Below are 21119 nucleotides of genomic sequence, written 5' to 3' on the forward strand. Positions count from 1 at the left end.
TAAAAAGCAAACTTATAAACTCCACAAAAAAAGTTGATTTACCCCCTAACTCTTGATAAAATTTTAAATAACTTAGCTTCAAGAACCAATAAATTATTGCGCTAAAAAATGAAATTACCCAAACTCTTAATTTTAATTATTTTTTTAATACTTGCTAACACCTCTGTGCAAGGTCAAACTAATAAACCCAGAGTAATTATAACTACTGATGGAGAAGCCGATGATAGAGCCTCAATGGTTCGGTTTTTATTAAGCACCAATGAATTTGATGTGGAAGCTATAATAAATAGTAGTTCGCAATTTCATTGGGTTGGAGGTGAAGGTTGGCATGCCTTTCACCCAGTAGAATGGGTTGAAGAATACATTGGATACTATGCCGAAGTATTTGATAATTTAAAAATTCACGACAATAATTATCCTTCGCCTGAATATTTATTGAGTAAATGGAAAGTTGGGAATATAAATGCTATTGGTGAAGATGAAATAAGAACGGAAGGCGCCGAATTTATTGCTGAGATTCTTCTAGATGAAGATGATAATCGCCCAATTTGGATTCAGACTTGGGGTGGTTGCAATACTATTTCCAGAGCTTTAAAAATAATTGAAGAAGATTATCCCGAAAAAATGTCTGAAGTAGCGAAAAAAATGCGACTTTTTCTAATTTGGGAGCAAGATGAAACTTACCAAGAATACATACGCCCAAATTGGGAAAAGTTTAATATTCCTACCATAATTTCAGATCAATTTGATTGTATGGCATACATTTGGCCTAAAGTGCTTCCAGAGCATATTAAACCCTACTTTGAAAGTGAATGGATGACAAAAAATATCATAAATAATCATGGTAAATTATGTTCGGTTTATGAAAATAACCATGGTGCCTTTAATGCTGAAGGCGATACACCTTCGTTTCTTTATAACATCCCAAACGGATTAAGAAGTATGGAATTGCCTAGTAACGGTGGTTGGGGCGGTCGTTATGTTAAAGTAAGACAAAATGTTTGGATGGATCCTGTTCCAGACTCAACTTACACTCATCCTAAAGGACAATGGGGATTTCATAACAGTTGGTCTAAAAAAATGGAAAACGATACCGATGAATACAAAAAAAGTATTCGAACCAATTATTTTAAACCTATTTGGCGCTGGCTAGATGATCTTCAAAACGATTTTGCTGCCCGTGCCGATTGGTGTGTTAAAGATTATGAATCAGCAAATCATCATCCTGAAATTCATTTAAAAAACACCCCTTTAAATATTGAAGCTAAAGCAGGTTCAACAATTAAATTAAATGCTAGCAAAACTACCGATCCTGACGGTGATAAACTGTATTTTAAATGGTGGCATTACAATGAAGCAGATGCTTATAAAGGCACTACACTAAATTCTTCGAATAAATCAAAAACAAAAATTGCCATTCCTAAAGATGCTAAAATTGGAGATACCATTCATATTGTTTGTGAAGTATCAGATTCTGGAACACCTAGTTTAACGCGGTATCAACGTATTATAATAACTATAATAGGCTAAGGTTTGTATGGTTTAACAACCTTCAACCTATCGCCAGATAAGTCAATCTCAAACAAATGCGGGATACGATGATAGCGTCCATCTACTTTTTTATGACTATGAACCGACATAAGTGTTTTACCTTCAAAAGTTTTAAACAACATACCATGACCAAAATTAGGAGGTGTAATAATGTCTTTTTCGTGTTCCCACGGGCCATCTAGCATGCCACTTTTAGAATACGCCACACCTTGTACGTACACATCGTATTGCCAACTGGTCCAAATCATGCCCAAGCGCCCTGTTTTGGTTTTAAAAAGATATGGACCATCGGTAACTTTATGAGCTTTTTCATTACCGTTGCTGTCTTTCTCTTTACTCCAAGGTGATTCGCTTGCTTTAAATAATAATTTTCCCTTGCCAACAGAACCACTTAAATCAGATTTTAACTCAATTTTTTCCATGGTGCCGTTATTATTCTGAAGCCATTCGTAACAATAAATCATATAAGGTTTTCCATCGGTATCAATCCAAAAAGTGCCATCAAGGGTTGGTTTAGCTTCAGGCAAATAAATGTCATCTTGCATAGGTTTGTATGGCCCTTCAGCTTTATCGCTTACCAAGATATGACTCGCACGTCGCTCAATTACATTACCGTAGGCCGTATCGATTTTCACCTCGCGATTAGTAAACGTAGCGAAATAGTAATATTTGTTTTTATATTGATGCAATTCTGCTGCCCAAATCATGGGTTTTGGCCCCATCCAAGAATTAGGATTTGTTTCGGCAACGGTAAATGGACCTGTCCATAATTTTAAATCCTTACTCTTCCAAAGCTTGCCGCCAGTACCAGTCATGTAATACGTATTTGTGGCTTTATCGGCTAAAATAGCTGGATCGCTTAATACAATTGAATCTAACGGAATGTTCTTTTTAATTCTATTTCTGTTTTGGCTAAGGCATGGAACAATAACAAAACATGTAAAACCGAAAAAAAAAGCCACTTTTAAGCGGCTAAATATGTTGTTTCTCATAGTTTAAAGTTGTATTCTGTGGTTGGTATACTAACACAGTTTATTGCATTTACTAAAAAAATATTTATGTTTTTAAATTCGATAAATGATTAATGGCTTCTTTCTTTATTTCAGCATCTTCATCAAATTTTATAATATGAGATAGCGTACTTACAGATTTTATTTTACTTATTGCCAATAATTTCACTTTAGAAGATTCATCAAAAAAAGCAACATGTCTTAAATATGCCTCTGAGTTTATTCTGTTTACAGCAGCACATCTAACAGCTTCTTCCTCATCAAAATAAGCGATATGTTTAAGATACACTTCGTTAGTTATTTTATTGGTTGCCAACATTCTTACCGAAACAATAGAATCGAAATACGCTACATGCTTTAAAGTTGGTTCATCATTAAGATTTTTAACGGCCTGCAACCTAACCAAAGAGTCTTTATCGAAAAAAGCGGTATGTCTCAAAGCAGCATTTACCTCTTCATTTGTTACCAAGTTTTTTGATTGTTCTATTTTCGATATAACTACAACTTCTTTATGGTTTGAACAAGAAACAATAAGAAGTAAAAAAGCAACGTAAAATACAACGTGTTTAATGGCTTTCATAAACTAATTTTTATTGGTTTAATAGTTCATTTTTAATTATTTAGTTTGCGGCGATATACGGTACAATCCTGCTCCGTGATAATTGATTACTGGCTTAAACTCTGAACCTGAGAATGTCCCCAAATCTTTTTTATTCCATAAATCGCGAATGGTACATGCTCCTGTAACACCTAATTCTTCAAGATTTACAGGTATTTCGGTTGGTGCTTCGTTGGAAGGTGTTGGATCTTCGGTTGAAAGCATGAACTCTACTGTTGTTCCTTCTTTAGTGTTGGTTCCAGCGATATCCAAGCCTGCAAAAGCTGTAAATCGTGTACTATTTTCAGGAATTTTATAATGAATTATAGACTGCGAGTGTGTACCAATACCATTGTTGTAAACGGTTCCTTTTACATTTAATTCGCCACCAGAAATACTTTTATTAATGCCTATTTTTCCCCAACCTGCAACAGCTTTTTCCCAAGTTAAATCGGTTAATTTAACGGTTTTTCCATTTTCTAAATGAATCGTTGGGTTAATCCAATTCGCATGATCCCAACTGTAACCGTCGCCACCATCATTTACAATTAAATATAAATCGGTGCTGCCTTCAGGTAACTCTACATCAATATCTTTGCCAAAACCATCGGTTAAATGAGACACCGTTCCGCTGCGGTACAACAAGTTTTTAGTGGTTACAAAACCATCACCTGCACTGTTAAAAACGGCAACAAATTTATCTTCAGAATCAGGATCATCAGCCGTCCAGCCAATAACATCGCCTGTATTAAACCATTCTTTGTTATTAATAGATTTGCTATGAACTTCTAAAACTTCGGTATTCGTTAAAAGTGTATTTGTAAAATCGTCGTTATCGGGTAAATTTCCACCAAACATTAATGGCGATTTAAACATCGTCCACAAGGTCATCAACGTGTATTGCTCATCCTTTGTAAATTTAGTGTAACGGTTTGTAGCACGTTCACCACGAATAAACTTACCCAACGGTAACATATCGGCATCTGGCCATACGCCTTGAGTGATGTACGGCGCCCATTCGGCACATTTCTCGAAAGAATAATTTAATTGCGCCCAGTTATCCCAAAAATCGTCAATAGTGCGCCACATATTAGCGTTTGCGGTAGCATGTTCGTGCTCATCAATTGGCGTCGCTCCTGGCGACATACTTAGCACGATTGGTCTTTTAGTTTGATCGATGGCTGTACGAAGCATTTCAATTTCATCTGTGTGATATGGTCTCGAAAGGTTATCAACTTTTATAAAATCCACACCCCATTCTGCATATAAATCGAGCATAGAATTGTAGTATTCTTGCGCTCCAGGTTTATCCTTTAAAACGGTATAATTGTCTTGTAACCATGTACATTCAAAATCGGTTGAATAAATATCGGCAGCAGTTTTATCAGAATTTTTTATCGGCATTTTATTAAACACAGCTTCTTTTGGTACACCACGCATAATATGAATACCAAATTTTAATCCTAAGCTGTGTACATAATCTGCTAATGGTTTAAAACCAGCACCATTTACCGATGATGGAAAACGTGTTGGTGATGGCATATAACGGCCATATTCATCTAAAATAAAATCCGATTTATCATAAGCATTATAATGCCCTGTAGTTTGATTATCGACATACCAACGGATATCGACTACAATGTATTCCCAACCAAAATCTTTAAGGTGTTTTGCTATGTAATCGGCATTAGCCTTTACTTCATCTTCAACCACCGATGGACCAAAACAATCCCAACTATTCCAACCCATTGGTGGCGTTTTTGCCCAATTTTTAAAATTTGGATCGTATTTTTCTTTGCTGTTACAAGCCACTATAACTAGGGCAAGACATGCTATTTTGATAACTGATTTTAGTGTCATAGATTATGAATTATTTTTTGAAAACACCCGTGGTGGTCATGATTATTGGTTTGATAGTTCCGTCGTCGTTATACTCTAATTTATCAATACAGATTGAACGACTAAAGCTTCCGCCATCGGTTTGGATGCCACCATTGTGATAAATAAAATACGATTCGCCTTTAAAATCGATAAGCGCCTGATGATTAGTGTTACTATTTCCTGCAATTTCATTTATAATGCCTTTGTATTCGTAAGGGCCTTCAGGTTTGTCGCTCATGGCATAGGCAATGCGCTCTGGGAAACCTATGGCAAAAGACAACAAGTATTTTCCGTTGCGTTTTTGAATCCAAGGTGCTTCGGTAAATGGGAAATCCATTTCGCCTTTAATATCAATCATTTTAATACCGTAGTCTTCGTCATACGAGACCATATCGTCGTTTAATTTTGCTACCCAACAGGCTCCATTTCCCCAGTAAATCCAAGCCTGACCATCGTCATCAATAAAAACACTCGGGTCAATAGTTCGCCAGCTGTGTGTTTTACCAAAGCTATCTTCGTTTGTAAAAAGCGGCTTGCCAATGGCATCTTTATACGGACCTTCTGGCCTATCGGAAACCGCTATACCAATACCCGTAGTTTGCGAACTCGTGTACCAGTAAAATTTACCATTACGCTCTATAACTTGACTTGCCCAAGCTGCATTTTTTTCACCCCAAGCAAAATCGGTGGCTTTTAATGGTGTTTTATATTCCCAAAAGGTTTTCATATCGGTGGTTGCAAACACGCACCAATTTAAAATATTGTATCGTTTTTGCCCGCCCTCAAAATCTTCACCTGTGTAAATGTATAAGGTATCGTTATGCACTAAGGCTGCAGCATCGGCCGTATATTTATGTGTTACAACTGGGTTTCCTGTTGGCTTCCAAGTATGAATGATTTTATCGTTTTGGGCTTCAATAGTGAAAGTTGAAGCTAAGGCGATAACTAAAGTGGATTGAAATACTTTTTTTAACCTCATGAGTGATTTTATTATTTTAGTTTAATTGATTCCTTTTTCCTGAAATGCATATTTAAAGTCTAGAACAAATTCCTTGTATTTTAAATTGACAATATTAAATCAACCTAAAGGGAAATATTTATTGAAATGGTCTAATCAATATTAAGCTCCAATTCTTAGAATGATTCTCCAAAATTTACTGATATCCTTTCCAATATTTTTCAATTAACCATAGAGGAGAATCAATAAGCCCTTTTTGAATTTCATAAATCACTTTTTCATATTGTTCCGAATTGAATTTAGACCAAGCAATTTTTTTATAATCATTCCAAAATTTTCTATTAGCATTAAAATCTACTTCCGCAAGTTCACCTAATAGAACTCTATCTATTGGCGGATGTATAAACTTTGCTTTCGGATGATTATAATAACCACCACAAATTATGATTGATTTTAAATAAACATTAATTAATTTTGCGCTAACTCCATGCGTAAAATTAAATCCCTCTTTTGTCGCTAAATCGATAATTTCTAACCTCCAATTCCTGTGTTCCAAATTAAATTCTTCCCTATTATTTGGCAACAAATCTGGGTTCATAATAAAACTTTTAACTTTTGAACTACTAAGTAATTTTTGTCCAATCTCTACCCTAAACCTACTACCTTGAACGCTCGAAGCTCTTCCTGCAGCCCAACTTGAAAACAGATGTATGTGTTGTTCGATTTTATATTCGTTCATTCTAAAACTTTTTAACCTAGTGGATCTTGCAATAGAAGTAAGTGTGAAATATACACTTAAAATACATAAATAAAAAATAGACTCTCAAAAACTTATGCGTTTGAGCTATTTAGCAATTAAACCAATGCTTTTACTTTGATGCTGAAATGCCTTTTGAGGTCATGATGATTGGTTTAATGGTGCCGTCACTATTATACTCTAATTTATCAATACACACCGAGCGACTGTAACTACTGCCATCGGTTTGAATACCACCGTTATGATAAATAAAATAGTCCTTCCCTTTAAAAGTAGCAACGGCTTGATGATTGGTATTACTATTACCTGCTATTTCGTTTAAAATACCTTTGTACTCGTATGGTCCTTCAACAGTATCTGCCATGGCATAGGCTATTTTTTCAGGGAAACCAGTTGCATAAGTTAGGTAATATTTGTTCTTGCGTTTGTGTACCCAAGGTGCTTCGGTAAAGCTAAAACCATCAAAATTTATTTGCTTGATATCGCCATCAATTTCAATCATGTTATCCTTTAACTTGGCATAATAACATTGGCCATTGCCCCAGAAAATCCACGGTTGCCCATCATCATCTACAAAAATAGCTGGATCGATGCACGCCCAAGCGTGAGTTGAAGCAAAACAATCATCGTTTGTTAACAATGGTTTTCCAAGTGCATCTTTAAACGGGCCTTCAGGTTTATCGGCCACGGCCACACCAATACCATTCCAGTTTGTACTAATGTACCAATAATATTTGCCGTTTCGTTTTGCCACATGACCTGCATACGCGTCACCACTTGTTGCCCACGTAAAATCGGTTATTTTTAAAGGTACCGGATGCTCTGTCCAAGTTTTCATATCATTCGTTGAAAACACCAACCAATCTTTCATATTGTAACCTTTTTGTCCGCCTGCATAATCGTGCCCTGTATATAACCATAAGGTTTTACCATCTACAATAGCGGCAGGATCTGCGGTGTATTTATGCGTAAAAATAGGATTGCCAGTAGGCACAAACGTTTTGGGTTTATTACCCCAATTTTTTTTTAGTCTATTCATCTCCTTTTTGGTAATACCTATAACACTACCATGTCTGGGATGAAAATCTTTGGTAAACGATTCTGGTGTTTTTGTAAAGTTGAACAAATCCGTAGAGCGTTGAAACTCATAGCGTCCGCTTGAATACAAATCGTACATTAAAATATACTCGTCGCTGTTATTTAGTTTAAAAACTGAAGAACCTTCAACCGTTGTTTTTTTATCCGCGTAAAAGTCTAAATATTCAAAATGCTCTTCCCAAGGGCCTTGAAGTGATTTGCTTGTTGCTTGCTTGATGCCATTTTCAAATTCTTTACCATTTTCATCTTTGGTATTCCCTTTAAAAAACATGTGAAACAAACCATCTTTATAAATAATATCACCATCGATAGCGCCATGTTTTGCTGAAAACATAAGTGTTGGCGTTGCTTCGAAGCCTGTAAAATCTTTATTGGCATAAGCACTGTAAAAATCTAATTTATCATCGTCTTTAAACTTAACCGTAAAATAGATAAGGTACTTTTTTGCTTCCGGATCGAAAATGGTTTGTGGTGCCCAAACCCAATACGCATTAGCGAATTTCCCTGGGTAATCTTTTGATAAATTGATGCTCTTATGTTTCCAATCCATTAAGTTTTTAGAGGATAACAGCACTATTCCTGGGTTTTCTTTCCAGCCGTTTGCGGCAGTAGACATATCGGTTGCAACCATGTAAAAATGATTGTCTTCGCCTCGTAAAATATGCGGATCGCGAATGCCTCCAGATTGTGAAATCTTATCAGAATTTAATATAGGTTCGTTGTTATTTAAGGCTTTCCAATTCACGGCATCGTCGCTTACTGCAAAACGCAGTTGCTCTTCTTGTTTTCTGTTTTGTAAATCACCTTCAAAATAGGCAAACAAATAACCTTCAAACGATTTTTTCTGTGCATGAATGGATACCGAAATAACACCAATAAATACTAAAGTGATAAGCGGTTTCATGATTAAAACTCAATATTATAATTGTAATGTTTAGCTAATTTCAAGGCTTCACTTTTGGTTAAATGAATTATAGCGCCGTGTTTTGGCGAGGTGAAATTAGTGGTTTTCATGTCGCCTTCGTTAAAATGACCAATAGAGGTAAAGGTTTTAAAATCGGAAGTTTCTACAAATCCAAAATTATGCGGATTGATACTATAAATATCATACATCAACACCCATTTATCGCTATTTAAGCGTTTCCAAACATTTGGAGCTTCACACGATCCTGGTTCTTTATCGACCCATGCATCATTGTATTCGTAACCTTTATTCACATGGTTTGAAAATGCCATTTTTATACCAATTGGTCGTTCTTGCGCGACATACATCATGCAGAATCTGCCATCTGGTAATGGTGTGATATCCGCATCCAAAATTTGAATTTTCTCATCGGGATATTCAAACAACGGTTCTGGTTTGGTTGTGAGTTTCGTAAAATCATCATCAGCATAAGCGTAATACAATTTGGTTAACCCATGCCCCATGCGCATGGTAAAATACACCATCATTTTTTTAGCCTCAGGATCGTAAATGGTTTGTGGTGCCCAAGCGCAACCAATTTCGTCAAAGCCCTCATACCCTTCATCAAACAAAAAATTACTGTGTGTCCAGTTTATTAAATCGTACGATTTCATAAGTACAAAACCACGGTTATTTCCCCAATCGTATTTTTCACCAGGGCGTTCCCACTCGGTTTCACGATAACCTTTTTGTTTTGCAAAAATGTGCAAATCGGTCATAGCCACATAAAATGCGCCATCTGGCCCACGAGTAATGTGCGGATCGCGAATACCTTTTTGGCTCGCAATAGTATCGCCCGCCACAACGGCATTGCCTTTATTAACATCGGTAAAACTTTTTCCGTCTGTACTTAACGCTAAATGCAAACTGTGGTCACTATCTTTAAAATACACCATTACGTAGGCGCTTAAATCTTCTTTATTCATAGATTTTTTGGTACCACAACTCGTTACAAGCACGGTTGCAACCAATAAAATGGCGGTTTTAAAAGTAGTTGTCATTTTTTATATTTATTTAGTTATTGTAATTCCTGAAACTGTTGGTGTTACTGGTTTTATGCTACCGTCTTCGTTAAATTCCATTTTATCAATACAAACTTCTCTATGAAATCCAGCATCGCCACCCATTGTAATACCTTTTGGTCGGTTAAAACGGTGATAAACAATATACCATTCGTCGGTATTGGGAACTTGAATTACACTGTTATGTCCTGTACCGTAAATACCTAATTCTGGCTTTTTCTCTAAAATTAAGTTGTTTTCAGGAATATTAAGCGGTCCGGTTGGTGAATTTGAAGTCGCATAACGCACACGATAATTAGGACTTCTGGTATCATCTTCAGACCATAAAAAATAATAGGTTCCGTTTCTGTAAAACACTTCGGTACCTTCTCTAAAGGTATGGTCTGGACGTAGTCGTTTAAAGCTATCCTCCTTTACCGTTACCATATCGTTGTTTAACTCATAAACCCCCATATAACCATTTCCCCAATATAAATAACTTTTACCAGTTTTAGGATCGGTAAAAATATCTGGATCAATCTCTTGTCCGCGGTTGATGCCTTCCGGTTTTTTTCCTATAATTGGTTTCCCAGAATCTACAAATGGCCCTGTTGGATTATCGGCCACAGCTACACCTATTTTTTGAGCTGCCGTGAAGTAGTAATAATATTTATACTCACCGTTAACTTCTTTCTCGATTGCACAAGGCGCCCACGCATTGCGATCTGCCCAACTTACATCGGTTAGTAAATCTAAGATCTTGCCTTCTGGTGTCCAGTTTACTAAATCTGGCGATGAAAAAGTTTCAAAATAGGTTCCTGACCAACCATGAAAACCATCGCTCGTTGGATATAAATAGTATTTTTTATCTTTTTTAGAATAGATGATTTCAGGATCGGCATAGAAACCGTTTAATACCGGATTGTTAACTTTTTCAACTGAAACCTGATAAGTTTTTTCCTTATCTCCTGATGAAATTGTTAAAGGCAAACTTCCTTTTGAAAAATCTTTAGCTCCCGAAAACGTTGATGATACCCATGGCACTGTTTTAAAATCGATATCTAAATTAGATACATCGGTGTTTAAGTTTACAGGAATTGTTATGGTATTCTCTTCATCATTTACATCAACATTTATTTTTTTAATGTTTTCGTTATTAAAACTTAAAAACGACGCTTTGTCTAAAGTTCCCCATTTGCTCAGTAAAGCATCGGTTTCGCTTTGTGTGATTGGAATGACACACCCGTGTCGTGGATGAAAATTCATCGTGATTTCATCATCAACCACAGAGAAGTTCTCTAAATCGGTTGATTTTGTAAACTGATATTTCCCTGAAGTGTACATATCGTACATTAAAATGTATTCATCAGAATTTATAAGTTTAAACGTTCCTGCACCCTCAACGGCCGCATCGGTTTGATCATAAAATCCTTCTTGTTGCTCGTAACCTTCTGTCAATTTATCTGAAACTGCCTTTTTTATACCACCGCCATGACTCTCATTTTTAAAGAATAAATGGTATTTGCCTTCATAATACACAATATCTCCATCTATACAAGCACTGTTCGCTGGGCTAAAAAATAACTGTTTTGGCACAGTTTCAAGCGCTGTAAAATCTTTGTTTGCATACGCATAATAGATGATATCTGGACCTTTATCGCCTAACATAGACCAATAAATCATGTATTTATCGGTTTTTTCGTCGTAAAAAGTTTGTGGTGCCCAAACGCGTTTCACATCGCCAAATTCATCTGGATAAGTTTCTGGAATATTGATTTTTGATGATGTCCAGTTTATTAGATCAGTCGATTTCATTAAAACCATAGCAAAATTATTCCAACCTTGTTCTGGCACGTACAAATCGGTTGCTACCATGTAAAAGGTTTTGCCATCATTAGCACGTAAAATGTGAGGATCGCGTAAACCACCCGACGTACTTACGGTTTTAGAATCTAAAATAGCTTCGTTGTTGTTAAGTGCGTAGTAGTTAAATCCGTCGCTACTAATAGCATAACGAATGGCTTCTTCACCTGGACCATTTCCTGTAAAATATGAAAACAGATAGTTTTTATATTCTGGTTTTGCGCTTCCGCAACCTAAAAGACATAAGGCTAGTAAAGCGGCCGACAAATGTTTGAAATGGCGATTGATTTTGATTTTGATTTTCATAAGACTAATATCGTATTTTTGGTTTTATTTTAATTTAAGTTGAATGGTTGCTGACTCTAACCACGGACTTGAAAACTCAATATCAATAGTGTCGTTTTCGTTTCCTGAAGCTTCAATGTAAGCGCTAATTTTTCCTTTGAAAACACGCTGATGATTATCGGTATAATCTGTCATATCACTATTATTTCCAGCTTCTAAGCCTAACAATTTACCTGCACCGCGCACTCGACATGTAATTTCGTTATCCGATATTTTTACTGGCACGCCATCTTCATCTAAAATTTCAACATGAATTTGTTTTACACCTCTATTTTTGTTGATTAATTCGTCATCAACCGAAGCGCTTATTTTAAACGGTCGTTTTGAAGATTTGATGCTATAACGTGCTACTTCTTTTTTGTTCTCATCGTAAGCTACGGCTTCTAAATCGCCTTCAGAAAACGGAATGTCCCAATGAATGATACCCGTTTTTGCATCGTAAGGCTTTAATTTGCCAACTTCATTTCCATTTAATTGCAGTTTTGCATAAGCGGCATTGGTGTAACACACCACGCGAATCGTTTTATTTGGCTCGTAATTCCATAAAGGCCATGCATCTTTCGAGAGGTTGTTTCTGTTCCAATTGCGTACTTCGTACGTTCCTAAAAACACCATAGGTTTACTTGCCCAAAGCGATTGCCTAAAATAACCACGAGGTTTAATTTGACCAGAAAAATCGACTAATCCTGAATAAAACCCACGTGATGGCCATCGGCCAGATTCACCTAAATAATCGATACCTGTCCATAAAAATTGCCCGAAAATATGCTCGTTTTCCGTTACCGCTTGCCACGCTTCGATATCGTGTCTGTTTTCACTTCCAAAAATTACGCGGTTTGGATATTTCTCATGGTCGGTTTGGTATTTACTTTCGGTATAATTATATCCTGTAATGTCTAAAGCACCAGGATATTCGGTTTCGTTAGACATGGCTACACCTGCTAAACCAGCCGTTGTAGGTCGCGATTTATCGTATTTTTTAACCGCAGCTACTAAGCGTTTTGCGATATCGCCTAATCGCATAGCATCGGGAGCATCTTTTTTGTAACCACCATAAATAGCCTGTGAAAAACCAGTATCTGCACCACCTAAAACAGGATGCGAATATGGATCGTTTGGATAATCAACCTCGTTACCAATACTCCAAGCAAATACGGAAACATGATTGCGATCGCGACGTACAAAATCTTCGATATCGGTTTCAGACCAATCTTTAAAAATATCATAGCTACCTTCAAAACCTGGAGTGCCTACATTCCACCCTTCTAACCACTTGCGTTTAGGGAATTCCCACTCATCGTAAGCTTCGTTTAAAACCAACAGCCCGATTTCATCACATAAATCGTATAAATCTGGCGCTTGCGGGTTATGACTGGTACGAATGGCATTTACGCCGATTTCTTTTAGGGTTTGCAATCTGCTTTTCCAAACCTCTTTGGGTACGGCAGATCCCAAAACTCCAGCATCATGATGTAAACACACGCCTTTTATTTTCATCCACTCGCCATTTAAAGCAAAACCTTTATTGGGGTTAAATGTAAAAGTTCTGAATCCCGTGGTCGTTACTGTTTCATCAATAAGAATACTACCTTTGTAAACTGAAGTTTTTAGAGTATATAAATTAGGATTTTCAACCTGCCATAACTTTGGCTTTTTTACTTTTAAAACGGTATTTATAGAACCATTTGAAGCTGAATTAACCTGAATAGCATTTGAAGATTTTGCTACAGTTTTTCCGTTAGCATCCATTAATTCATTTACCACAGAAATTTTAGCATTTAAAGCTGTTTCATTTTTTACAGCAACCTCAACGTGTAACGACCCTCGGTTATTTTTAACTTCAGGATACGCATAAACGCCCCATTGTTCTATATGTATTGGATTCGCGTATACCAACCAAACGTTTCGGTATATACCCGACCCCGTGTACCAACGCGAATCGGCACTTTGGCTATGATCGACCTTTACCGAAATGATGTTAGTTTCTCCAAATTTAACGTGCTCGGTGGCATCAAAAGCAAATGAGATATAACCATTAGGTCTTGCGCCTAATAATTGTCCGTTGATGTAAACTTCACTTCTATTGTAAACACCTTCAAAATATAAAAAGACCTTTTCGCCTTGTTTAGTTTCAGGTACGTCTAACTGTTTTCTATACCATCCAATACCTCCTGGTAAATAACCTGTTGCACTTGCTAATGTTGGGCTTAAATCGCCTTTTACACTCCAGTCGTGAGGTAAATTAACCGTTTGCCATTTTTGGTCATCTACCTCTGGGTTTTTAAATGACACATCATCGCGAAGCGTAAATTTCCAATTGGTGTTTATTTTTTCTGGTTTGCCAAATGAAATTTGACCAAAAGAGAGCGCATTAACCGAAATAAAAGCAGCTAATACAAGTTTTTTTAATGATTGCATGAATTTTGTTTGTTGAAAGCAAAAATATGTTTTATTAGTATTTTTATATATGGATTTTGACACCTATTTTATGTACTATTCTAGCATTTTAGGATGAACGACTGAAATTTAGTTACTTGGCAAACCATCTTGTTTCATCCCTTGAATGATTAGTGCATGTGTGATGTAAAGACTTTCGCTCCCATCGTCTTCGTGAGCGCCATTAATGCCATAAGGCCAAAAATGTGTGCCATCGCCTCGAACGGTAGCAGAAGCATCATCTGTAATCATTTGTAAAATTTCGTTCGCTCGACTCCCTTCCCAAGTTCCTTGCATAAGTTCCCAATATTTTGAGTGTGTACCAACACCAACCGTATGTGCCATTTCGTGCATTGCTGTACCAGTGCGTTGGTAACTGGCATTAGGCCCCATGTTTATCCAACCATCAAAATTAGCATCGGCAGTTGGCGTACCAGTATTGTAATTTACATTAACATGTTTAACAATAGATGTAAAGTTATTATAATACCAAGTGGCTTCGTCAAATGCATCACGAATTCTGTCGAAAGCTGCTTTGGTTTCTGCATCGGCATTATCGTCTTCCCACCAAAAAGACCAAGTAAAATTACCTGCTTTTATAGTGCTAATTGCAAATTCATCGCCATACGTAATAGCGTTTTCTGTAATGGCATAAGGTTTAAAATAATATAGGGTTTCCTCATCTAAACCTGTAATACGTTGTTTAAAATTGGTAATTGCGACGTTGGTTGTTATTTTATTATCATCAACCGTTGGGTTAGAACTTGCGCTATAAACTAATCCTAATTCGGTGAAATTTAAATCGCCTCTTTGTGCTTCAACATCTAACCAAATATCGTGTACAGCTGCTACTTTTATATCACCAAATTTAAGTGTAGGCGGAATAATTGCCGTTGTAATAAAACTAACTTGAGTACCGTAGCCAACTCCTGCACTATTTACCGCATAAGCCCTTGCATAATAAACTTTCCCAGCTTCTAAATTGGAAATATTTACTGAAAATTGACCCGAACCACTAACCGAAGATGCTAAAGATTTTGTATCGGCATATGTTGGATTTTCTTGTTGACTAAAACAAATACCACGTTCGGTAACACTTTCGCCTCCATTATCTAAAACTTTTCCTGAAATGGCGGCCGAAGTAGATTCTATATTTGTGGCATCGTAGGTTTCTAAAGTTGGAATACTAATAACTACTTTTGGTTCTTCTTCATCAGGTTCATCTGTTGTTTCACTTGATGAACAAGCATAAAATATCGCTATTAATAGTACAAAAATGCTCCAGTAAATTTTATTTATTTTAGTCATTTTTAGTGTTGTTTGTTAAGGTTTTATTTTAGTTTTTCCTGCTACGTAGATGTTTTTTGTATAAAAATATTGCGGTTCTTTTTTTACTATGGCATTTTCGTTTGTGCGTCCACTAGCACCTTCCATTTGCATATTTATAATGAGCCAGAAAGGTTTGTTTGTAAAGTCTTTTACTTCTTTAGACTTTAATTCATCATCTATAAACATGAGTACTTCGGTATTTATACTATCTATTTTTTTTATGATGAGTTTGTAGTTATGCCATTTTGTATGGGCATCGGTTACTGTTGTTGTTTCAGTCGTCCAAATAGTATTTCGCCAATCGGGGCCTGTAACTGTATTCTGAAGACAGGTTGTATTTCCTTTAAACTCAAGGATATCGATTTCTGGCGGCCAAGAATTAGCCCCTGTAATCCAAAATGCAGGCCATGAACCATAGGCTATTGGTGCTTTAAAATCGGCACTAATTTCCCAATAAGGTAAACTATCATTGACTACTATTTGCTCTTTTAAATGAACTGCTCCAGAGCGAAAATTAATTTTTAAATACGGATTGTGTTTACTCGTGCCATCGTCTGCTCCTTGATTGTATTCCGATTTAATGGTTAAAACTCCATTTTTTACGTTTACATTTTCAGGAAACATTTTCGCCGAACCATTATGTTCGGCACCCCAAGGATAAAGCATGTTCCATTTGGAGTGAAATTGCTCTTTTGAAGAAAAACTTGTAGCATCGGCATAAACCACAGTTTTTATGGTATTCGATTCTGTTTTTTGAAATGCCCATAATTTTAAAGAAGGCATCGTAAAAATGAAACAAAAACAGGTAAAAATTAAAACTTTTTTTCTCTTCATTATGGTTGTAACATGAAAGAGAAGAACATAAAAAGTGTTTTTTATATCCTTCTCTAAACTAACTTTAGCAACTAAACTAATTTGCTACAATAATCTCCCAAGAAGTGATATTACAGAAATGATCACCATTTTGGGTAGAAACTTGTCCTACAGAAATATCGGTTGTTTCATCAACAGTAAATTCTACTGTATACGAACCGGCTCCTGCTATTTTTTTATAACCTAAAACTTCTGGAGCTGTTTCAACATCGGCAGTATTAGGAATACCATCGCCTTTAGTTATTACAAAATAAGCGCCATCAGCGTTTGATGCATGGTTAGTACCTAAAACTTCAACTTTTAAATAAAAAGTTGCTGGTTCTGCATTAACCACTTGGTAAATTTTACCATCGGTAAAATGAGGTGCACCCCAACCAGATTCTAAATTAAATACATTACCGTTCCATTCGTCCCAGCCACCTAAACCATCATGGGTTTTAGCAGCATCGTTTGTTATCCAAGGTGCAGCTAGAGTTCCCCAACGACCGCTAGATTCGGCAGCCACAAATGGTACTGCTGCATTTTGTAAAACAGGTGTTGGTACTGGCTTAACTTCTTCTAAAGCAGTAAAGAAGTTATCGATTGCTGTTTCAACAGGAACGAATGCCGTACGATATTGGTATGATGATGCTTCTTTAAAATCTGTTATAGTTAAACTAGGCTCAGTAATATTTACAAACACAGTAACTAATTCGTCTGAAGTATTTGTGTATTGCACTTCTGAACCAACTACACCAGAATTTAAATCCATTTCAGCAAAGTTGATAACAAGTTCATTTCCTACTAAAATGTTACTAATTAACGGACGGTTAAATAAGGAAGCAATGTATCTATCACCAAAAACCTCGGCGGTTTGAGAGACAGGAATAGAACTATTTCCTTCAGCATCGAAAGTTTTCACTACAAAATTATAGATACTCTCATCTAAACCATCAATAATTTGAGAAACAGCATCAACATTTCCAGTACGACTTACTGGAATGGAAATAGAATCACTATTGTTGTTCCAATACACTCTAGCTTCGGTTACTTTAGGATCTCCAATAATAAGTCCCTCTAGCCTAACGCGATTTTGTCCTGAAAAAATTTCTAAGGAATCAATAGCCGCCGTATATGAAATTTCACCACCTTCGGTATATTTTAAATATTCGGTATCGCTAGTACACGAATAAATTACAACCGCCATAACCAAAATACAGCAAGCTGTTATTATATTTTTTAGTTTTTTCATTTTCAACATGTTTTTCGATTAAAAATCTGGGTTACCATATACTTCCACTTCCGACACGGCCATATATTGTCCGCCTGCCCAGTTTAGCATACATTCTATTCGTAAATAACGCACTGCAGGTTTATCGATACTAATTTCGTAATCGGCACCATCTTGAGCAGCTACCAAATCGTTATTATCTTCTTGCGCATAAGGTAATCCTGAAGGTTTAATAACTTCAAATTCTCCCAACATTGTCCAAGTACCATCTTCTAAATTACCATCGTTTAACTCGTTAGCTCCCCAAATCCTAAACTTACGCATAGCGCCTAAGTAATAGTACAGACGTTGGCCGCCAATAGGCTCAGAGAATTGCCAAATATGCAAACGACTTAATTTAGTTTGTGTACCAATATCCCAAGTTACTAAGTGGTTACCCACATCGATAGTACGACTTGTAAAATAACTATCGTACCACTCTAAAGTACCACCATTAAATAGGTCTCTTACTTCGGTATGCGATGCAATTAATTCGGCATCGTTTGGTAATGTAATTGGTGCCATGTTTTCACGAGGCATTAAAGTTTCATAAAGTGGTTTTACTTGAGTAAAAAGTGTATCGGTTACGTTTAACCATCTATCTCTTACTACCAATGCAAAATCTTGCGGAATAGTATCGAAACCACGTAAACTTTGACCTATTTCGCTAACCGAGGTATAAATACTACTAGGTAGTGGCTCCCAATCGCCTTGAAGGTTTTTTTGCATTACTAAAAGTGCAATATCCTCTTCTGTTGGGTTATCGGCTTCTAAACGCATTCCTCCAAAATCTGGACTTGTTTCAATAGATCTATACACATCAAAAATAGGCGCTTCAAGAGGTTCTACAGTAACTGTTACTGGTGCCGATTTCGTTTCGCTTCGGTTTACAGCATAAATATTAACATCAACTTGAGAAAGACCTCTAAAACCTTCTAGCAGTAATGAATTTTGATAATAAGACGCTTTCACCTCCATATCGGTACCGTTTTCTAGGGTATAACGAGCTGATATGTATAATAAGTCGTCATCATCGGGTAGTGTATACTCTAACCTTGCTTTTCCTGGTAAATTTTCGATAATAACATTTTCTACCATACCAGGAGGCGTTGTATTATTTTCAAGTGGTTGTGGCCCAACCTCTTCTTCACAACTAAATACTGTTATAAGAAGCGTAAAAACTATAATCCAGCTGGATTGTATTAATTTTTGTTTCATAATAATTTAATTTTTTACCAACCTGGGCTTTGAACCAAGTTAGGGTTTTGTATTAATGTCAAATCGTAAATTGGCCAAAAGTAATCTCTTGGCGACACAAAACGTTGTTGGTGTAACGTTAAAACTTGGTAATATGCCGCTTCAGATGTGCCAAAAACATTCCAACCTTGTACGGGTTGGTTAAATTCTCGTACAGCTTCTTTCCAGCGTCTAACATCCCAAAAGTTTTTTCCTTCGTAAGCTAATTCAATAGTGCGCTCTCTATGTATTATTTCTCTCATCCCTTCTTTTGAAGTATATTTATTAGGGTTTGATGAGAAATTTTGCCAAGATGTAGCTACACCTTCTAAACCGGCTCTTTCGCGTACAGCATCTACATATTGTAACACTTCGGCCGTTGGTCCTGACACTTCATTTAATGCTTCGGCGTATTGTAAATACAAATCGGCTAAACGCATTTCTGGCCAAGCATAATCTTTATACGACGATCCACCATCGCTTGTAAATGCTTGTTCCCAATTTACTAATTTTTTAATGAAATAACCAGAGATATTAAAATCGAAGGCATCAAAACTACCTGCATAATCTTGGAATTTTGATTCGATATGAAACGCTGTTTCATCGGCATTACTATCTTGTTTGTAAAAAATAGCTCCATCGAAACCTAAATCGGCATAAAAACGTGGTTCTCTATCGAAGTTTAAAATAGACGTTCTGTATCCTTCAGCAATGTTTAAAGCATCTTCTGCTCCTGCTTCTCTTAAATCTGTAATATCGGAATAATCTAACGTTTTATCTTCATCGATTGGCACACCATTTTTTGTATAAAATTTTGAAGCTGAGCTTATGGTTGGAGAAAAAATCATTCTCGCATTTCTATGAGGTACTTCAACCGACAATGGCATCATACAAATACGTTGTAATTGCCAAGTACGACTGTTTGTGTTAGACCACAATACTTCGTTATTAAATGGCTCGCAAATGGCTTGTCTGATATCAATTTTTGTTTTCGCTGTTTGTGACACATCGTAAACAAACTCACTTTGGTAGTATAATTGATGCCCGTTAGCTTCAGCTACATCGATGGCTGCCTTAATAGCTTCGGCTGCTTTTTGCCATTTGGTTTCGTCGTAAGTTGGGTTAAATAATACCGTACCATCGTTATTTTTAAAGTTAGCCATGTCTGGGTTACCGTTAAATAATGGACTTGCCGCCATTAGTAACAATTCACCTTTAATTCCTAAAGCTACTTGACGCGTAACTCGACCTAATTCTTGTTGCGTATCGAAAATTTGTGGTGGTAAGTTTGCTGCAGCCTCATCTAACAATGTTGCTAAATAATCTACACTTTCATCAATAGGATCTCTAGAAACTTGTAATTGATCTTCTGGTGCATCAACAGGGATAACCTCTTTAATAATTGGAATTGCGCCATACATACGCATTAAATAATAGTGGTAATAGGCTTTTAAAAATTTAGCCTCGGCTATCCAACGTAAACGTTCTGCTTCATTAATATCTGGAACGTTGTTTCTATCTTCCATGTTTTCAATAAACACATTACAATGTCTGATGCCATCGTACATTGGGTAATTATCTCCTGGTCCGCCACCTTGGTAACGTCCTTCCCATGCATCCATGTATGGATTTGATGTACGCTGTAAACCACGAGCCACATCGAATGCATAACTGTTAAGTGCTGCATCGTTAGGAGGAATCCAAGTTTCATTACCCGCTAAAAAGCCTATATTATACAGTGCATCACCATTTTTAGGCAAGTATGAATAACAGGTAAATAAATATTTCTCTGCTTCGTTACGTAAATTAAATGCCTGATCGATAGTTACAACGTTATCTGGAACAACATCTAAAAACGTATCGTCGCACGATTGCATACCAAATAAAGCTATAAGGACTAGCGACATGCTAAACCATTTTTGCTTTATGGTTTTTAATTTTATATTGTTTTTAAATTTTCTCATTTTCAT

15 protein-coding genes are annotated in these 21119 nt (G+C 36.4%); 1 reads left to right on the forward strand and 14 read right to left on the reverse strand.

Going from position 1 to position 21119, the window contains the following annotated elements; all coding sequences use genetic code 11:
• Positions 1-108 precede the first annotated feature (108 nt).
• Entirely contained in the window at positions 109-1530 is a 1422-nt protein-coding gene (locus tag PK35_RS02655) for a DUF1593 domain-containing protein (RefSeq protein WP_044625071.1), read from the forward strand.
• On the opposite strand, the gene PK35_RS02660 is transcribed toward PK35_RS02655, so the two are convergent.
• The 14 genes from PK35_RS02660 to PK35_RS02725 form a co-directional block, all read right to left on the reverse strand.
• Entirely contained in the window at positions 1527-2543 is a 1017-nt protein-coding gene (locus PK35_RS02660; protein WP_082048496.1) for a glycoside hydrolase family 43 protein, read from the reverse strand. The two genes, PK35_RS02655 and PK35_RS02660, sit on opposite strands and share 4 nt — an antisense overlap.
• Positions 2544-2607: 64 nt before the next feature.
• A complete protein-coding gene (locus PK35_RS02665; RefSeq protein WP_044625072.1) occupies positions 2608-3141 on the reverse strand; it encodes a hypothetical protein in 534 nt (177 codons plus the stop codon).
• Positions 3142-3177: 36 nt separating this feature from the next.
• Positions 3178-5019 carry an NPCBM/NEW2 domain-containing protein gene (locus PK35_RS17660; RefSeq protein WP_044625073.1) on the reverse strand — a complete coding sequence of 614 codons (1842 nt, stop codon included), beginning with the start codon at positions 5017-5019 and terminating at the stop codon, positions 3178-3180.
• A gap of 10 nt (positions 5020-5029) precedes the next feature.
• On the reverse strand, positions 5030-6019 hold the full coding sequence (locus tag PK35_RS02675) for a glycoside hydrolase family 43 protein (protein ID WP_044625074.1): 990 nt from the start codon (positions 6017-6019) through the stop codon (positions 5030-5032).
• 175 nt (positions 6020-6194) lie between these two features.
• The gene (locus tag PK35_RS02680; RefSeq protein ID WP_044625075.1) at positions 6195-6737 is read right to left on the reverse strand and encodes a hypothetical protein; all 543 of its coding nucleotides are present in this window, start codon (positions 6735-6737) and stop codon (positions 6195-6197) included.
• Between the two features lie 130 nt (positions 6738-6867).
• Complete coding sequence (locus PK35_RS02685; RefSeq protein ID WP_082048497.1) at positions 6868-8757, reverse strand: family 43 glycosylhydrolase; 1890 nt, start codon at positions 8755-8757, stop codon at positions 6868-6870.
• 2 nt (positions 8758-8759) lie between these two features.
• The gene (locus PK35_RS02690; protein WP_202903799.1) at positions 8760-9818 is read right to left on the reverse strand and encodes a glycoside hydrolase family 43 protein; all 1059 of its coding nucleotides are present in this window, start codon (positions 9816-9818) and stop codon (positions 8760-8762) included.
• A gap of 9 nt (positions 9819-9827) precedes the next feature.
• The gene (locus PK35_RS02695; RefSeq protein ID WP_044625076.1) at positions 9828-11987 is read right to left on the reverse strand and encodes a glycoside hydrolase family 43 protein; all 2160 of its coding nucleotides are present in this window, start codon (positions 11985-11987) and stop codon (positions 9828-9830) included.
• A 24-nt stretch (positions 11988-12011) separates the two neighbouring features.
• Positions 12012-14444 carry a glycoside hydrolase family 2 TIM barrel-domain containing protein gene (locus PK35_RS02700; RefSeq protein WP_044625077.1) on the reverse strand — a complete coding sequence of 811 codons (2433 nt, stop codon included), beginning with the start codon at positions 14442-14444 and terminating at the stop codon, positions 12012-12014.
• Between the two features lie 108 nt (positions 14445-14552).
• On the reverse strand, positions 14553-15770 hold the full coding sequence (locus PK35_RS17055) for a fibronectin type III domain-containing protein (protein WP_052825800.1): 1218 nt from the start codon (positions 15768-15770) through the stop codon (positions 14553-14555).
• Positions 15771-15785: 15 nt separating this feature from the next.
• Positions 15786-16574, reverse strand: coding sequence for a glycoside hydrolase family 16 protein (locus PK35_RS02710; protein ID WP_052825801.1), 789 nt, complete (start codon positions 16572-16574; stop codon positions 15786-15788).
• A gap of 127 nt (positions 16575-16701) precedes the next feature.
• Positions 16702-17895, reverse strand: coding sequence for a DUF4998 domain-containing protein (locus PK35_RS02715; RefSeq protein ID WP_044625078.1), 1194 nt, complete (start codon positions 17893-17895; stop codon positions 16702-16704).
• A gap of 18 nt (positions 17896-17913) precedes the next feature.
• Entirely contained in the window at positions 17914-19131 is a 1218-nt protein-coding gene (locus tag PK35_RS02720; protein ID WP_044625079.1) for a DUF4959 domain-containing protein, read from the reverse strand.
• A gap of 14 nt (positions 19132-19145) precedes the next feature.
• On the reverse strand, positions 19146-21113 hold the full coding sequence (locus tag PK35_RS02725) for a RagB/SusD family nutrient uptake outer membrane protein (protein WP_044625247.1): 1968 nt from the start codon (positions 21111-21113) through the stop codon (positions 19146-19148).
• Positions 21114-21119: the final 6 nt, after the last annotated feature.

Origin of the sequence: Neotamlana nanhaiensis (assembly GCF_000943555.1) — a bacterium.
GTDB classification, from domain to species: Bacteria; Bacteroidota; Bacteroidia; order Flavobacteriales; family Flavobacteriaceae; genus Neotamlana; species Neotamlana nanhaiensis.

Excerpts from the sequence above, each read along its gene's own strand:
- PK35_RS02720 (WP_044625079.1), bottom strand. The coding sequence starts at position 19,131 with ATGAAACAAAAATTAATACAATCCAGCTGGATTATAGTTTTTACGCTT.
- PK35_RS02675 (WP_044625074.1), bottom strand. The coding sequence starts at position 6,019 with ATGAGGTTAAAAAAAGTATTTCAATCCACTTTAGTTATCGCCTTAGCT.
- PK35_RS02680 (WP_044625075.1), bottom strand. The coding sequence starts at position 6,737 with ATGAACGAATATAAAATCGAACAACACATACATCTGTTTTCAAGTTGG.
- PK35_RS02725 (WP_044625247.1), bottom strand. The coding sequence starts at position 21,113 with ATGAGAAAATTTAAAAACAATATAAAATTAAAAACCATAAAGCAAAAA.
- PK35_RS02665 (WP_044625072.1), bottom strand. The coding sequence starts at position 3,141 with ATGAAAGCCATTAAACACGTTGTATTTTACGTTGCTTTTTTACTTCTT.
- PK35_RS02715 (WP_044625078.1), bottom strand. The coding sequence starts at position 17,895 with ATGAAAAAACTAAAAAATATAATAACAGCTTGCTGTATTTTGGTTATG.
- PK35_RS02710 (WP_052825801.1), bottom strand. The coding sequence starts at position 16,574 with ATGCCTTCTTTAAAATTATGGGCATTTCAAAAAACAGAATCGAATACC.
- PK35_RS17055 (WP_052825800.1), bottom strand. The coding sequence starts at position 15,770 with ATGACTAAAATAAATAAAATTTACTGGAGCATTTTTGTACTATTAATA.
- PK35_RS02685 (WP_082048497.1), bottom strand. The coding sequence starts at position 8,757 with ATGAAACCGCTTATCACTTTAGTATTTATTGGTGTTATTTCGGTATCC.
- PK35_RS17660 (WP_044625073.1), bottom strand. The coding sequence starts at position 5,019 with ATGACACTAAAATCAGTTATCAAAATAGCATGTCTTGCCCTAGTTATA.
- PK35_RS02655 (WP_044625071.1), top strand. The coding sequence starts at position 109 with ATGAAATTACCCAAACTCTTAATTTTAATTATTTTTTTAATACTTGCT.
- PK35_RS02700 (WP_044625077.1), bottom strand. The coding sequence starts at position 14,444 with ATGCAATCATTAAAAAAACTTGTATTAGCTGCTTTTATTTCGGTTAAT.
- PK35_RS02660 (WP_082048496.1), bottom strand. The coding sequence starts at position 2,543 with ATGAGAAACAACATATTTAGCCGCTTAAAAGTGGCTTTTTTTTTCGGT.
- PK35_RS02695 (WP_044625076.1), bottom strand. The coding sequence starts at position 11,987 with ATGAAAATCAAAATCAAAATCAATCGCCATTTCAAACATTTGTCGGCC.
- PK35_RS02690 (WP_202903799.1), bottom strand. The coding sequence starts at position 9,818 with ATGACAACTACTTTTAAAACCGCCATTTTATTGGTTGCAACCGTGCTT.